This window comes from Oceanobacter sp. 5_MG-2023 (assembly GCF_030548165.1).
In the GTDB taxonomy this organism is placed as follows: Bacteria; Pseudomonadota; Gammaproteobacteria; order Pseudomonadales; family Oceanobacteraceae; genus Oceanobacter.
In genome coordinates this window covers 54,862-69,226 of sequence record NZ_JAUORS010000001.1, presented here as the reverse complement: position 1 = coordinate 69,226, position 14,365 = coordinate 54,862, and the positions used below count along the sequence as shown (strand labels likewise).

14 protein-coding genes, 1 tRNA gene and 1 riboswitch are annotated in these 14,365 nt (G+C 52.8%); of the genes, 11 read left to right on the top strand and 4 right to left on the bottom strand.

Translation table 11 applies throughout. The features are described 5' to 3' along the window. Positions 1-160 precede the first annotated feature (160 nt). From Q4551_RS00335 to Q4551_RS00325, 3 genes are all read left to right on the top strand, one after another. Positions 161-892: an IclR family transcriptional regulator gene (locus Q4551_RS00335; protein ID WP_303431105.1), complete on the top strand. Its 732-nt coding sequence runs from the start codon at positions 161-163 to the stop codon at positions 890-892. Between the two features lie 88 nt (positions 893-980). Beyond that, positions 981-1,274, top strand: a complete 294-nt coding sequence (locus Q4551_RS00330; RefSeq protein WP_303431104.1) for a hypothetical protein — start codon at positions 981-983, stop codon at positions 1,272-1,274. A gap of 167 nt (positions 1,275-1,441) precedes the next feature. Then, positions 1,442-2,110 carry an OmpA family protein gene (locus Q4551_RS00325; protein ID WP_303431103.1) on the top strand — a complete coding sequence of 223 codons (669 nt, stop codon included), beginning with the start codon at positions 1,442-1,444 and terminating at the stop codon, positions 2,108-2,110. Positions 2,111-2,451: 341 nt separating this feature from the next. Here Q4551_RS00325 and Q4551_RS00320 read toward each other — a convergent pair whose 3' ends face one another. The 3 genes from Q4551_RS00320 to Q4551_RS00310 all read right to left on the bottom strand — a co-directional run bounded on the left by Q4551_RS00320 (position 2,452) and on the right by Q4551_RS00310 (position 3,754). Beyond that, positions 2,452-2,718 carry a hypothetical protein gene (locus Q4551_RS00320; protein ID WP_303431102.1) on the bottom strand — a complete coding sequence of 89 codons (267 nt, stop codon included), beginning with the start codon at positions 2,716-2,718 and terminating at the stop codon, positions 2,452-2,454. A gap of 116 nt (positions 2,719-2,834) precedes the next feature. After that, positions 2,835-3,455, bottom strand: a complete 621-nt coding sequence (locus Q4551_RS00315; RefSeq protein ID WP_303431101.1) for a transposase — start codon at positions 3,453-3,455, stop codon at positions 2,835-2,837. 214 nt (positions 3,456-3,669) lie between these two features. Beyond that, positions 3,670-3,754 (bottom strand) — tRNA-Leu (locus Q4551_RS00310). A 134-nt stretch (positions 3,755-3,888) separates the two neighbouring features. On the opposite strand from Q4551_RS00310, the gene Q4551_RS00305 reads away from it, so the two are divergent. The 4 genes from Q4551_RS00305 to Q4551_RS00290 all read left to right on the top strand — a co-directional run bounded on the left by Q4551_RS00305 (position 3,889) and on the right by Q4551_RS00290 (position 8,694). Then, positions 3,889-4,905, top strand: a complete 1,017-nt coding sequence (locus tag Q4551_RS00305) for an AI-2E family transporter (protein ID WP_303431100.1) — start codon at positions 3,889-3,891, stop codon at positions 4,903-4,905. A 238-nt stretch (positions 4,906-5,143) separates the two neighbouring features. Continuing rightward, positions 5,144-5,839 carry a response regulator gene (locus Q4551_RS00300; protein ID WP_303431099.1) on the top strand — a complete coding sequence of 232 codons (696 nt, stop codon included), beginning with the start codon at positions 5,144-5,146 and terminating at the stop codon, positions 5,837-5,839. A 3-nt stretch (positions 5,840-5,842) separates the two neighbouring features. Continuing rightward, positions 5,843-7,219 carry an ATP-binding protein gene (locus Q4551_RS00295; protein WP_303431098.1) on the top strand — a complete coding sequence of 459 codons (1,377 nt, stop codon included), beginning with the start codon at positions 5,843-5,845 and terminating at the stop codon, positions 7,217-7,219. A 212-nt stretch (positions 7,220-7,431) separates the two neighbouring features. Beyond that, positions 7,432-8,694 carry a malic enzyme-like NAD(P)-binding protein gene (locus Q4551_RS00290; protein WP_303431097.1) on the top strand — a complete coding sequence of 421 codons (1,263 nt, stop codon included), beginning with the start codon at positions 7,432-7,434 and terminating at the stop codon, positions 8,692-8,694. Positions 8,695-8,815: 121 nt separating this feature from the next. Here the strand turns inward: Q4551_RS00290 and htpX are convergent, their stop codons facing one another. Continuing rightward, on the bottom strand, positions 8,816-9,697 hold the full coding sequence (gene htpX / locus Q4551_RS00285) for a protease HtpX (RefSeq protein ID WP_303431096.1): 882 nt from the start codon (positions 9,695-9,697) through the stop codon (positions 8,816-8,818). A gap of 154 nt (positions 9,698-9,851) precedes the next feature. Beyond that, a riboswitch (TPP riboswitch) is annotated at positions 9,852-9,957 on the top strand. A gap of 112 nt (positions 9,958-10,069) precedes the next feature. On the opposite strand from htpX, the gene Q4551_RS00280 reads away from it, so the two are divergent. The 4 genes from Q4551_RS00280 (at position 10,070) to Q4551_RS00265 (ending at position 14,347) form a co-directional block, all read left to right on the top strand. Next, positions 10,070-12,199 carry a TonB-dependent receptor gene (locus Q4551_RS00280; RefSeq protein ID WP_303431095.1) on the top strand — a complete coding sequence of 710 codons (2,130 nt, stop codon included), beginning with the start codon at positions 10,070-10,072 and terminating at the stop codon, positions 12,197-12,199. A gap of 81 nt (positions 12,200-12,280) precedes the next feature. Then, positions 12,281-12,550 carry a hypothetical protein gene (locus Q4551_RS00275; RefSeq protein WP_303431094.1) on the top strand — a complete coding sequence of 90 codons (270 nt, stop codon included), beginning with the start codon at positions 12,281-12,283 and terminating at the stop codon, positions 12,548-12,550. A 274-nt stretch (positions 12,551-12,824) separates the two neighbouring features. Then, positions 12,825-13,457 (top strand): nicotinamide riboside transporter PnuC, encoded by a 633-nt coding sequence (pnuC, locus tag Q4551_RS00270; RefSeq protein ID WP_303431388.1) that lies wholly within the window; start codon positions 12,825-12,827, stop codon positions 13,455-13,457. Further along, a complete protein-coding gene (locus Q4551_RS00265) occupies positions 13,442-14,347 on the top strand; it encodes a phosphotransferase (protein WP_303431092.1) in 906 nt (301 codons plus the stop codon). Before pnuC ends, Q4551_RS00265 begins: the two co-directional genes overlap by 16 nt. The last annotated feature ends 18 nt before the right edge of the window (positions 14,348-14,365 follow it).

Here is a 14,365-nt window from a genome sequence, read left to right as displayed (position 1 = left end):
TACTTATAGAATGTCAGTTTGATCTGAGTCAAATTTTTTTTAATCCATCGCTTTACAAAGCCAACAAACCAAACGTGCGCACAGCGCCGTTGAAAGCGCCTTCATTAATCGGAAAGGAATAGTCCAAGTGTTTGAAAAATATAATGAAAAAGATATATCCATGACCTTTGCAAAAGGCCTGGAAGTATTGGAGGCGTTTAGTGGCACGGATCGATCCATGACCATTCCCAATATAGCTGAGAAAACCGGCCTGAACCGAACGGTCGCTCGCAGACTGGTGCTGACATTGCAATATCTGGGTTATCTGGAATGCAGCAACCGGGTGTACAAACTGACGCCCAAAATACTGGGTCTGGCGGGGGAGTTCCTGCAGGGCAGGGACATTGGCAAGCATGTCACGCCGATTCTGCGGTCGTATTCACTCAAGCTGGGAGAAGGGATTTCCTTCGCCATGCTGGACGGCACCGAAGCTATTTATGTGGCCCATTCACCCAGCGATCCGGGCATGATTACCCAGGGGTTTACCGTGGGTTACCGGCTACCCCTGCACGCCACCGGGATCGGTCGGGTTCTGGTGGCATTTTCCACGGATGAGATGCAAGAGCAGCTACTGCAGGATGCGCCTCGGACAGCGTATACCGAAGACACCAAAATCGACCTGGAAGACCTTCGTCTGGATCTGAAAAAGGCCCGAATCAACGGTTACGCCCTGGTGGCCAACGAATTCGAACAAGGGGTGACATCGTTGGCAGTACCGGTCATGCGTGGCTCGGCTCTGATCGGTGCGCTGGGTATTGTTGGCCCCACCCCTCGCTTTGAGGATGCCAATGGGCTGTTTGAACGGATATTGGCATTACGGGAATGTGCTGAGGCCATTGCCGTGTTTGCCTAGTCTGTTTACCTGAGACAGCACACAAGCAGTCTCCTAGGGTGGTTGGTGTACACTCTCGGCCACATCGTCAACCAGGTTCAACATCCTTATGAAAATATGGCTGATTTGCCTCGCACTCTCCATGCTGATCTCTGTCTGCGGACTGATTGGCTTTATTTATGTTTCGGCTCAAGACATCTGCCTGGATTCTGGCGGACGCTGGCTTGGTTTGATATCGGGGTGCGATGAGGGCAAGACGTATTCATTGCAGTATTTGAGCTCACCGCTAGCGATCATGGTGTTTTTGGGGATTACCGTAGGAATCAGCAGTGTCTTGGTGCAGATCTACCAGTTATTGGTCCGGCCCCCTGTTTCACGGCGTCCATCCAATGGTCGCCGCTGAGACTGCGAGAGATACCGTGCCATCGGTGAGTTGCCAGCATCAGCTACAAATAAATCCTGCTGTCGTCAATCGAGATTAAGACTGAAACTTCCATGTAAAAAACAGTAATATACCGTCCGCTAGCCGTTTTTAAACTTGATGACAAAACTACAAATTCAGGAGAGAGTATGAAAAGGATCGCAGCAGTTGCTTCAATCGTGATGTTGGCCAGTGGGTGCACCACATTCGACGCTTATACCGGTGAAGAAAAAACATCCAAAACTGCAATAGGCGCAGGCATTGGCGCCAGCGTTGGGGCTGTGGTTGCTTATGCTACCAACAAGGATGAAGACAGCGGCACCCGTAATCGCCGGATTCTGGCGGCGGCTGCAGGTGGTGGTTTGGTTGGTGGCAGCATCGGCTACTACATGGATGCCCAAGAAGCCAAATTACGTAAACAACTGCGCGGCACTGGCGTCAGCGTTGAGCGGGTTGGCGACAATATCAACCTGATCATGCCAGGTAATATTACTTTCTCTTCGGGTCGTTCAGCGATCGCCTCCAGCTTTTATGAAGTGTTGAACTCAGTGGTACTGGTACTGGAAGAATACGACTCCACATTGGTGGTGGTTTCTGGCCATACCGACAGCGACGGCTCTGAAACCTTTAACCAGGCATTGTCGGAACAGCGTGCCAAATCCGTGGCTAACTACCTGCAAACCCAAGGCATCAACTCCGTACGACTGGACCCGGTTGGCTTTGGTGAAAGTCAGCCGATTGCCAGCAACAGTACCGAAGCCGGCAAAGAACTGAACCGTCGTGTTGAAATCACGCTGCTGCCGATTACGCAAGACTGACGGTGACGGCATGACAAAAAAAGCCGCCTGATTCAGGCGGCTTTTTTGATCGTTTTTAAATAGGACACCCATTCTTAAACGTTTTTAAACAGGACACCCGTTTTTAAACAGGACACCCATTCTTAAAAGCGTGCAGACAATCAACAGCAACAGAGCGAAGCCATCAGGGCTGATGTATCTCAGCCATTGCACAATGAATTTCAATTTTAGCGAGCTGGTTTGCCTGTAGGCGATGACAGTGCCTTGAAAATATCGTCGTTTGGCAAATACGCAGGCTCAAGCGTATCGGGCTTCAGGTATATACCCGAAGAATGCTGTTGTTGTTGGTTTGGACACAGAATCTAGCTTGCCACCAGTAGTCTGGCCCGACCAATCCCTGTCGGTCGTTTGTAGCCCAGTTGCTCACACGCTGATCGAACCTTGGCTTCATTGCCTGCAAAGGTCGTAAAGCACTGCTCGAACTGCTGGCTCATGGCTAGCCATTGTTTTTCGTCCAGGCCTATACGGTGGAGAACAGGCGATAACCCTTCACTGATTACACCCTGCTTATCGGAGCGAAGTATGCGCCCGGTTGCATCGACTAACGACAGGTAGCTGGTTAACGGCATCTGGATTCCTGTTGGAGAATCTTGCCGTGGGTTTCCGACGAATGGCAGCAAGTGCGGGCACTGCCGGGTGATGTGATCAGGTGTTGATGTTGTTTGAGCCTGCTTAATACGACGTTTCACCGACGTGTGATGTGATCGGCCTTTTCCGGTGTCTCGGCAATGCCAGCCCTAACCGGGTTTAAATCGACATATGCCATGCAGCTGAGCAGCGCGGCTTCGTCCAGCAGCGCCTGGGATTTAAAGCGACCTTCCCAGAAGCGGCCCGAGCAACCATCTTCACTGTTCGCCTCACGGGCAATGGCTTCATTCAGTACCCGCATAAACCAGCTGATATCTGACAGTCGTGAACGCCACTCGTCGACCAGTATTTTTAGCCGCTGCTGCTCGGCTTCGGCCAGCTGCTCTTCTTGAACAAAACGTTGTGATAATACGTTGCCTTTGAAGAGCTGGTGCCAGCGCTGCACAACGTCCATATCGCTCCAGGCTTGTGCTTGCTTGATATCCACAAACAGTACGACATGGTAGTGATTCGACATCACTGCATAGGCGGCAACTTGAATAGCAAATATTTGTGGTAGGGCAAGAATCCGCTCTTCAAGCCAACTGCGGCGATGTTCATAGCACTGGCCAGACACCGAATCGGTGCCGCACAAAAAGGCGCGTCGAACGCATCGGGACACGCAGTGGTAGAAGGGTGTTGCTTCAACAGAGACTTGTTGTTTCCGTGGCTTTGGCATGATCGTACCCCGTCCTTGAAGTTAACGAAGCATTATTATGGCGCTTGGGTTATGCAATGGAATCAGGCAAAAGTGCTGATTTAAGTGGGTGTCTATGCAGGACCGCGAACCCAGGCCGTATTCAGATGGGTGTCCATATAGAAGGGACCAGAAGGACTAGGATGGACTTAAGTGGGTGTCCATGTAGGAGAGAAAGACCAGGATCTAAAAAAGATGGTGCGGAAGGAGAGACTCGAACTCTCACACCTTGCGGCGCTGGAACCTAAATCCAGTGCGTCTACCAATTTCGCCACTTCCGCAAACAGAGCGCGGATAATACAGAACTCTTTGCTTGCTGCCAAGTCCATGATCATCGCGGTTGTTCACTGGATGCGTCCGAACGCTGGCTGGTGTAAGTTGAGCCTTTCGCCTTCAGGGGTTTCGGGAAGAAATCATGTCGACTAATACTCATGTAACCAGCAACATCTTTGTGACGTTGGCGGCCGCTATTATTGTGATTGCCGGTGTGCGCAGTGCGGCGGATATTCTGGTGCCTTTTCTGTTGTCGGTTTTTATTGCCGTGCTCAGTGCTCCAATGATGCATTGGCTGTCGCGTCGTGGTGTGCCGGATGTGTTGGCGGTACTGCTGATGATGCTGGGTTTTCTGGTCAGTGGTACCGGTTTGACCGTATTTCTGGGTGGTACCGTGAATGCGTTTTATAAAGACATTCCGCTGTACGAAACCAAGCTGCAGAATTTGATGCAGGGAATCGTAGCCTGGCTGAATAACCTGGGTATCGAAGTACCTGCCAACCTGTTGCGGGAATACGTCGATCCGAGTGTGGTCATGAACATGGTGACCAGCGTGTTTAATGGCCTTGGTGGTGTCTTGACCAATGCTTTTCTGATTTTGTTTACCGTGGTGTTTATCTTGCTGGAGGCCTCCGGCATGCCAGAGAAGCTGAAACGTGCTTTTGGTGAGCAAACCAGTGCGTTTGCGCATTTTGAGCGTTTCAGTAATTTGGTACAGCGTTATCTGGCCATCAAGACCTTGATGAGCCTTGGCACCGGGGTCTGTATCGGCGTGGTATTGTGGATAATTGGGGTGGATTATGCGCCGGTGTGGGCGGTGATTGCTTTTCTGCTGAATTATATTCCCAATATCGGCTCTATTATTGCGGCTGTTCCGGCTGTGCTGATTGCTTTGATCCAGTTAGGTCCAGGTTCGGCACTGGCAACGGCTATCACCTATGTGGTTGCCAATATGACGTTTGGTAATGTGCTGGAACCCCGCATGATGGGGCGTACGTTGGGGTTGTCGACACTGGTGGTGTTCCTGTCATTGATTTTTTGGGGCTGGATTCTTGGCCCGGTGGGTATGCTGCTTTCGATACCGCTGACCATGGTGGTCAAGATAGCGCTGGAAACCCGCCAGTCAACTCGCTGGATGGCAACGCTGCTGGACCATTAGTTGCTGGTCATTAGTTGCTGGTCATTAGTTGCTGGTCATTAGTTGCTGGTCATTAGTTGCTGGTCATTAGTTGCTGCCGGGCCATTGACTGTCGCTGGATGATGTCTTGCAACGGCTGGGAATACCCCGGTCTTTAGATACACCGGTTTATGTCAATAATCACGGTCAGTTGCAAAAAACCGTAAACCTGTTAGAGAACAGTCCATCGCCTGATTAGACTTGGGCTGGGAGGAACCGAATGAAATCAATATTACTGATCGACGACGACACCGAGCTGGGCGAATTATTGCAGGAATACCTGGCGATGGAGGGCTTTGAACTCACTCCGGTACACGATGGAGAAAGCGGCCTGGAGCAAGCATTAAAAGGGGATTACGATCTGGTCTTGCTGGACGTTATGTTACCTAAAATTCATGGCTTTGAGGTGTTACGCCGCATTCGGGCTGAATCCCAGGTGCCAGTGATCATGTTGACTGCTCGAGGCGAGAGTGTCGACCGGGTATTAGGGCTGGAACATGGCGCGGATGATTATATTGCCAAACCGTATCACCACCATGAACTGGTAGCGCGGATTCGGGCACTGTTTCGCCGTATCGATATGACGGGTGATTCCAGCGCACCGGTAGCCGAAGGGGCGATACAGGTGGGGTCTTTGGTTCTGACGCCCAGTGATCGGGGAGTGTGTCTGGATGGCGAGAACCTGGTGCTGACCGGTGCCGAGTTTGGCGTCTTGCAGTGCATGATGGAGCACGCCGGAGAGCTGGTCAGTAAAGACACCCTGTCGATGTCGGCATTGGGACGTTCACTGATGGCTTACGATCGTTCGATTGATATGCACGTCAGTAACTTGCGTAAAAAACTCGGCCACCGTGAAGATGGTAGTGATTGGATCAAGACGGTGCGTAGCCGCGGCTATTTGCTGGTTAAGTCCTGACCGATGATCAGACACTTTAGGGGCGTTAAGGTCAGCTGGTACCGATCGCTGTTTTTTAAGGTGTTTGTCTGGTTCTGGCTGGTGATCTTTCTCGCCATGGGGCTGGCGGTTGCTACCAGGAACTGGGTTGATGATGACTTTATGCGACCTGCGGATCTGGCAGACTCGCGCCTGTTACTGAATTTGATGGAGAAACAATTGCCGATTGTGGCAGAAGGCCGGATGCTCTGGCGGCAGCTGCGGCCGGGCTGGAACCTGGTATCGGTACCGGTGGACCGGGTTGAGGAATTACCCCACGACCTGGAAGAGTTTGCCGATCGGGCCGGCTATCTTGGACGGTCTCTGTACGGCCAGAACGATGGCTGGTTGATGCTGGGGCCAGTGCAGAGTGACGGCTATCTTTATATTGGTGTTTCCCGCCAGGTTTGGCAGAACTTTCTGGACGATAAACGCCGCTGGGTGGTGCCGGTCGTGATTGTAGTGGTGGTCACGCTGCTGTGTTTCTTGCTGGTCTGGAATCTGACGCTGCCAATGCGCCGTTTGCAACGGGTCGTGCGGCAAATGGCCGAAGGCAATTTTGATGTCACCGACCTGGCTGCTGATATCAGTCGCAAGGATGAAATTGGCGTATTGGTGGCCGAAGTGGCCAGCATGGCGGACGCTACCCAGCAGTTATTGGCCAGCCATCAACAATTATTACGTGATGTCTCCCACGAATTACGCTCACCGTTAACCCGCTTGCAAATTGCGCTGGGTATCGCCCGTAAAAAAGATCAGCAGCAGCTCGTTGCGGCAGAACATGACCGTATCGAACGGGCCGCGTTTCAGGTGGAAAATCTTATCAGCCAGATTCTGGATCTGGCTCGTTTGTCCCAGTTACGGGCTGGCCAGCTGCAGCTGGAAGAACGCAGTCCTTGTGAGCAAGTGAATGGCTGGTTGCAGGATGCTGAGCTGGAGCTGGAATCCCGGCACATCAAGGTAACTTGCGACTGTTCCAAAGCACCGGCCCAGTGTTCCTGGGATTGGGTGCTGATTGAACGGGCGGTTGATAACCTGCTGCGTAACGCCATTCGGTATTCACCGGACGGTGGCTGTTTGTTGGTAGAAGTGGCTGAAGTGGGAGATCGTGTGGATATTTCGGTCATGGATCAGGGGCCTGGTGTGCCCGACGATATGCTGGAATCCATTTTTGCACCCTTTACCCAGGTTGATCATGCCCGCAGTCCCGGCGCCGGGGATATAGGCTATGGTCTGGGCCTGGCATTGGTCAGGCGAGTGGTGGAATTGCATGGCGGGAAAGTGGTCGCTGAAAACCGTCATCCTGGTCTGTGTGTTGCCCTACAACTACCAGTCGTTAATGTACCTACGACTTTTGTATGAATACTCTGGTCGAATCTTGCGGTAGATCAGGGCAATTCAAATCAGCGCAAAAGAACAGCAGTCGCCTGGAACATTTCAAGGATATAGTGGAAATACCCGGGGCTTTTTGCTATTAAGGGTGCCCCTTTCGCAATTGTTGTCTAATTGGACAACGCGTTATGCGTCGAGCCCAGGGATATTAACACCACAAAAAAAACGACTGGATGAGCACTATGTCAGAAGATCTCAAGCAAGCAGCTCTGGATTATCATCAATTTCCCAAACCGGGCAAAATCAGTGTCGAACTGACCAAACCTGCCGCCACCTCACGCGATTTGTCGCTGGCGTACAGCCCAGGTGTGGCTGAGCCGGTCAAGGAAATTGCTGCCGACCCTGAAAATGCCTACAAATATACCGGCAAAGGGAATCTGGTTGCCGTGATTACTGACGGTACCGCCATTCTGGGGCTGGGAAATCTGGGGCCACTGGCATCCAAACCCGTCATGGAAGGCAAATCTTTGCTATTCAAACGTTTTGCGGGCGTTGACTCTATCGATCTGGAAGTGGAAAGCGAAAGCCCACAAGCCTTTATCGATACCGTGCGTCGCATAGCGATTACTTTTGGTGGCATCAACCTGGAAGACATCAAGGCACCTGAGTGTTTTGAAATCGAACGCACCCTGATCGAACAGTGCGATATTCCGGTATTCCACGATGACCAGCACGGTACTGCAATCGTTACGGTTGCCGGTGCCATGAACGCATTGGAAGTTGTTGGTAAAAAAATCGAAGACGCCAAAATGTGTGTCGTCGGTGCCGGTGCTGCAGCAATCTCATGCTCCAAGCTGATGATTCTGGCCGGTATGAAACCAGAAAACATCTTTATGTGTGACCGCAAGGGCGTGATCCATTCCGGTCGTGATGACCTGAACCAGTACAAAGCCATGTTTGCTGTCGATACCGACAAACGCACCATTGACGATGCACTGGATGGCGCGGACATCTTCCTTGGTCTGTCTGGTCCTAATATGGTGACTGGTGAACAGATCAAGGCCATGGCAGCCGATCCGGTTATCTTTGCTTGCGCCAACCCGGTACCGGAAATCATGCCGGAAATCGTATGGGAAGCGCGTCCTGATGCCATCATGGCAACCGGTCGTTCTGACTATCCGAACCAGGTAAACAACGTACTGGGCTTCCCGTTCATTTTCCGTGGTGCTCTGGACGTACGTGCCAAGCGCATCAACGAAGAAATGAAACTGGCAGCAGCCAAGGCGCTGGCGGGACTGGCGAAAGAGCCAGTGAGCCAGGAAGTGCTGGATGCATACGGTCTGGAGTCTCTGGCTTTTGGTCGCGAATACATCATTCCGAAAGCAGTCGATTCCCGTCTGTTGGGCGCGGTGTCTTTTGCCGTTGCACAAGCTGCGATTGAAACCGGTGTAGCAGCAGGCCCAATGCCTGCCAACTACCCGTTAAAAACGATTGCTGATATCTGATCTGGCGATTGTTTGATACAAAAAAACCGCCCCTCTTGCGAGGGGCGGTTTTTTTTGTGGCCAGCGTTTTTGATGACACGGTTATCAGGCGTTGTGGCCAGCCATTGTTGTGATCTGGTGATCAGACGCTGTAACGCTGACGCAAGGCGTTGATACGATCTGTCAGTGGCGGGTGAGACGCGGCCAGCGCTGCCAGTTTGCCTTCACCAGCAATACCAAAGGCGACCAGCTCGCCATTCAACTCGCTGGGTTGGTCATAACTTTCCTGTAACCGTGCCAGCGCATTGATCATGGCGACCGGGCTGACCAGGTCAGCTCCGGCAATATCGGCACGATACTCACGACGACGACTGAACCAGGCGACAATAAACGACGCCAGGATGCCAAGCACAATTTCGGATACAAATGTGGCGATAAAAAAGCCGATGCCTGGACCGTTTTCGTTTTTCAGAATAGCCTTGTCGACAAAATTACCAATAATACGGGCAAAGAACATCACAAAGGCGTTGATTACCCCCTGAATCAGGGCCAGCGTCACCATATCCCCGTTGGCAACGTGACCAATCTCATGGCCCAGCACGGCTTTTACTTCGTCTTTGCTCATGCGTTGTAGCAGACCGGTTGAAACCGCCACCAGAGCATCGTTACGATTCCAGCCAGTGGCAAAGGCATTGGGTTGATGAGAGTTGAACACCCCCACTTCCGGCATGCCGATCCCAGCCTTGTCGGCCAGCTCTTGCACCGTGCTGACGAGCCATTGCTCGCTGGCGTTATGGGGGGATTCGATTACCTGGACGTTCATGCCGCGCTTGGCCATCCACTTGGACAGCAGCAAGGACACGGCAGAACCCGCCATACCAAACACCAGACAGAATATCAGCAGGTTGCCAAAATCCAGCCCTTGCTGTGAAAAGTAGCTGCCAACGCCGAGAATCGACAAGGTAATACTGGCGACCAGAATCACCGCCAGGTTGGTGGCCAAAAACAGGATAATGCGCAACATGATATTCCTCCTGTGGAATGAATTAGGCGCAAATATGAACTCTCATTATGACCACAAGATTGAGACGATGACGGCGTAATTCAAGTAAAAGAATGCGACAGCAAGAACGAAATCCGGTGCAGGATTGGTATCCGATGGAATATCCGTATAATGGCCGCGTCCCAGGGGGTGGCTGGATCAGCCTGAGACTTGCCAAATGGCATAAACCCCTAGAACCTGATCCGGTTAGTACCGGCGTAGGAATGGGCGAGTGCTGTGAGTTATTCCTGGCATATCGACAGTCTTTTTGTTGCTAAATGGATTAGCGACCTACGCGTTATCCTGTACACCAAACCGGGTCTCCTTTTTGAATTATTTAAGAGGACAGACCCAATGATATGTCGCAAGACACCTTTATTCCTGGCCGTATCCGCGGCTGTATTCACCCTGTCAACGTATGCCGACCAGTCTGCCATGGAAGAAGTGGTCGTGACGGCGGATTTTCGCCAGACCGATGTCCAGTCCATTCCGGAAGCAACGACCGTTGTTGGTGCGGCTGCTATTGAACAGCGCTCGGCGGATCATCTCGAAAGCCTGCTGGCGCTGGCTCCCAACGTCAACTTTACTTCCGGTGCTTCCCGGGGGCGTTTTTTCCAGATTCGCGGTATTGGTGAACGCAGCCAGTATGTGGACCCGGTCAACCCATCGGTGGGTTTGCGGGTTGATGGCATCGACATGACCGGGCTGGGCGGTGGTGCAGGTTTGTTTGATGTGCAGCAGGTCGAGGTCTTGCGCGGCCCACAAGGCACCCGTTTTGGTGCCAATGCCCTGGCCGGTATGATCAATATCGAAAGTAATGATCCAACAGAACAGTTTGAAGGCATGGTGTCGGGCAAACTGGGTAACTACAACACCAAAGCCCTCGGTGCCGTGGTGTCAGGGGAAGTCGGCCCGGGATTGAATATGCGCTTGTCGGCGCATCAGAACAGCTCGGATGGGTATATTCACAACGCTTACCTCGATCGTGATGACACCAACAATATCGATGAACAGCTGGTACGTCTGAAAGGCAATCTGGCGCTGGATGAGCGTAATACCCTGGCACTGACCTGGTTGTATATCGATGTGGATAACGGCTTTGATGCCTTTTCTCTCGATAATAACCGCACCACCTATTCCGATAATCCGGGTGTTGATCGGCAGAATACCCATGCCGCCGCCCTGACCTGGACATCGGAAATGGCCGAGGCGTTTGATCTGCGCGTGCATGCCTCTGGCAGCAACGGCAACACCGAATACAGCTACGACGAAGATTGGGCTTATGGCGAATACGATGGCACCACCGACAACATCTGTGTAACGCCGGGCACTTGTTTGGCCAATCAAGGAGGGTATAGCTCTACTGACCAGTATCTGCGCGACCACCGCCGCCGTGAACTGGACGTGCGCTTGACCTCTACCGAAGCAGGACAATTGTTCTCCGGTTCGACCGACTGGGTTGTGGGTGTATATCGTATGACCCGCTCAGAAGATATGACCCGCTTCTATACCTGGAATACGGAGACCTTTTTCAGTGACCTCAACACCGCTTCCACGGCGGTCTATGGTGAATTGTCCGTTCAAGCCAGCGACGACCTGGTGGTAACGACGGGTGTGCGCAGTGAACAGTGGAACACCGACTATGACGACAGTAACGCCATTAACAATGACCGCACTGAAAGCTTGTGGGGCGGTAAAGTGGCGCTGGAATACCTGCTTAATAGCAACCAGCTGGCTTATGCGTCATTGGCGCGTGGTTATAAAGCCGGTGGGGTGAATACCGACCAAGACATCAGCGAAGACCATCGCACTTTCGATACCGAGTTTAATAATGCGCTGGAAGCCGGATTAAAATCCAGCCTGCTCGACGACACCTTACGCACTCGTGTAGCGGCCTTTTATATTCAGCGTAAAGACCAGCAAGTCAAAAGTTCGTTGGCGGTACAAAACGAAGATAACAGCGGTATCAGCTTCCAGGACTATCTGGCCAACGCCGCCGAAGGGGTTAACTACGGTCTGGAACTGGAAACCGACTGGGCACTCAGTGAACAGCTGAACTGGACTTTCAGTGGTGGCTGGTTACAAACCAAGTTTATCGACTATCAGTACGAAACCGCCGATGGCACCTTCAGCATGAACGGTCGTGAGCAGGCTCAGTCGCCGACGTACAGCTTTGCCAACAGTCTGGCTTATGCGGTTGGCAACGGCCTGACGTTGGTACTGGAAAACGAAGCCAAAGACAGCTTCTACTTTTCCGACAGTCATTATGAAGAATCCACCGCCTATGTCATGTGGCATGCCCGGGTGGCGTATGATGGTAGCAATTACCAGCTGGCCGTGTACGGCCGTAACCTGACCGATGTCGAGCAGGAAGTCCGTGGTTTCCACTTTGGTAATGACCCCCGTGACGGCTACACCAACGAGCGCTGGGTACAGTATGGCGACCCGCGACTGGTTGGCGTGGAAGGCAAATACTATTTCTGACCGGTTGTTTATTCAGGCCAGTCACTGCTGACTGGCCTATGCTTTATTCCCGTAATCCCATCCTAATCTCAGGAGTACCGTATGGAACTTTCCGTTGATATCAGCGCATACCCATTGGCAGACAAATATATCCCCGCGATCAAAGACTTTATCGAGCGTCTGCAAGGGACCGAAGGACTGACCGTGGTGTGCAATACCATGTGCACCCAGGTGTTTGGTGACTACGATCTGGTCATGAATACCATTGCCGCAGAAATGAAACACTCGTTCGAAACCTATGGCAAAGCCATTTTTGTCTATAAGATGATTCCGGGTGTGAATCTGGACCCTGCGCTCAAGCCACACGGCTAGGCTTGGGGATTGGGTTTGAGGGCCAGGTTTAAGGGGTGTCGTGGGAACAGGATTGGATGCCTCGGCGGCGGTGATCAACCGCCGTACTGACATCACGACCAGCACGACCAGCACGACCAGCACGACCAGCACGACCAGCACGACCAGCACGACCAAGACCAGAACCACAGACACCAAATCATCGCCACGACCCTGTAACGCCCATAAGGCGCTGCTCTGGTTGTGCGAGACAACTCCGAGGTAATCCAATCCGATGGATAACATAGTGAGCCAGATGACAGCTGCTCTGGCTGCCCAAAGCCTCCCCGAGGTCATTGCCGTGGTGCTGGGGCTTGCTTATCTGGTACTGGCCATGCGTCAGAGTAACTGGTGCTGGTATGCGGCCTTTGGCAGTACTGCCATTTTCAGCTGGTTGTTCTGGGATGTCAGCTTGCTGATGGAATCGGCGCTGAATGTCTATTATCTGCTGATGGCTCTCTATGGCTGGTGGGCCTGGCAGCATTCCGCTGCGGATGAAACCACCGAAGAACTGCCAATCCAGCGCTGGAACCTGACACAGCATATGCTGACACTGGCGGCCATTGCTGGGCTGACACTGGTGAGTGGTGCCTTGTTACACAGCAATACCAGCGCGGTCATGCCTTATCTGGATTCCTTTACCACCTGGGGCGCGGTGATCACTACCTGGATGGTGACTCGTAAAGTGCTGGAAAACTGGCTTTACTGGATTGTGATCGATGCCGTGGCGATTTATCTGTATATCGACCGTGAGTTGTATCTGACCGCCACCCTGATGGCTATTTATGTGGTGCTGGCTGCCATCGGCTGGTTTGTCTGGCATAAGGATTATCGTGACCAGAGTGTGCGGCACAACCATCGGGATGCACCCGATTGGCAGCAAGTTTGAGCTGGCTGTTTCTCCCCTGCACTGAGCCGCCACACGACGCTCAGTGTCAGCATATTCTGGCGGAATGGCAGAACTGGGACCTGTGTGATCACGCCCCTGGTGTGGATGACATGGTGTTGATGACCGGCGGCCTGACCAATCGTAGCTGGGCACTGACACTGGATTCTGGCGAATACGTGGTACGGCTCAGTGCAGCCAACAGCCAGTCGCTGGATATTTGTCGTGAAACCGAATACCGCATTCAACAGCGGGCCGCCCAGGCTGGTCTGGCACCCCGGATACGTTACCGCAGTGCCGATGACAGTTACTGGATCGTCGACCGGGCCGATGGCCCGGAACTGTCGGAGTGTATGCGCGGTAGCATCAGCACTGAACTGATGACCATACTGGCGCAACAACTGATCCGGCTTCATACCTTGCCCTTCGGTCCAGATTTGCCTGAGCTGCATGTGGCGGTCAAGGCCGAGCACTACTGGCGTGCCATTGAAGCTCGCTGGCCCGGAGACTGGAGCCAGCAGCGATTACCGTTGCAGCACTTGCTGGCCGAGGCGCCAGGGCCAGAACGGGCGCTGTGTCATATGGACCCGAACCCGCTTAACTGGCGCTTACATCAGGGACGCTGGATTCTGATCGATTGGGAATATGCCGCGGTGGGTCATCCTTGTTGGGATATCGCCGGGTTGGCAGTATCAGCCAACATGAAAGCAGAGCAGCAACAGCAGTGGTGCGCTCTGTTTGGCATTGATGTCATGGGGAAGGATTGGCAACGGGCCTTGCTGCAAGAGCACTATTTTGCGGTGCTCTGGTATGGCGTACAGGGCATGATCGACCAGCCCCGGCTGGTGGCCGAGCTCGACGAGCTGCATCGTGCGGCTCGCCAACTGGACTGACCCGCAGCAAGCCGGGTT

Excerpts from the sequence above, each read along its gene's own strand:
- Q4551_RS00335 (WP_303431105.1), top strand. The coding sequence starts at position 161 with ATGACCTTTGCAAAAGGCCTGGAAGTATTGGAGGCGTTTAGTGGCACG.
- Q4551_RS00330 (WP_303431104.1), top strand. The coding sequence starts at position 981 with ATGAAAATATGGCTGATTTGCCTCGCACTCTCCATGCTGATCTCTGTC.
- Q4551_RS00325 (WP_303431103.1), top strand. The coding sequence starts at position 1,442 with ATGAAAAGGATCGCAGCAGTTGCTTCAATCGTGATGTTGGCCAGTGGG.
- Q4551_RS00320 (WP_303431102.1), bottom strand. The coding sequence starts at position 2,718 with ATGCCGTTAACCAGCTACCTGTCGTTAGTCGATGCAACCGGGCGCATA.
- Q4551_RS00315 (WP_303431101.1), bottom strand. The coding sequence starts at position 3,455 with ATGCCAAAGCCACGGAAACAACAAGTCTCTGTTGAAGCAACACCCTTC.
- Q4551_RS00305 (WP_303431100.1), top strand. The coding sequence starts at position 3,889 with ATGTCGACTAATACTCATGTAACCAGCAACATCTTTGTGACGTTGGCG.
- Q4551_RS00300 (WP_303431099.1), top strand. The coding sequence starts at position 5,144 with ATGAAATCAATATTACTGATCGACGACGACACCGAGCTGGGCGAATTA.
- Q4551_RS00295 (WP_303431098.1), top strand. The coding sequence starts at position 5,843 with ATGATCAGACACTTTAGGGGCGTTAAGGTCAGCTGGTACCGATCGCTG.
- Q4551_RS00290 (WP_303431097.1), top strand. The coding sequence starts at position 7,432 with ATGTCAGAAGATCTCAAGCAAGCAGCTCTGGATTATCATCAATTTCCC.
- htpX (WP_303431096.1), bottom strand. The coding sequence starts at position 9,697 with ATGTTGCGCATTATCCTGTTTTTGGCCACCAACCTGGCGGTGATTCTG.
- Q4551_RS00280 (WP_303431095.1), top strand. The coding sequence starts at position 10,070 with ATGATATGTCGCAAGACACCTTTATTCCTGGCCGTATCCGCGGCTGTA.
- Q4551_RS00275 (WP_303431094.1), top strand. The coding sequence starts at position 12,281 with ATGGAACTTTCCGTTGATATCAGCGCATACCCATTGGCAGACAAATAT.
- pnuC (WP_303431388.1), top strand. The coding sequence starts at position 12,825 with ATGACAGCTGCTCTGGCTGCCCAAAGCCTCCCCGAGGTCATTGCCGTG.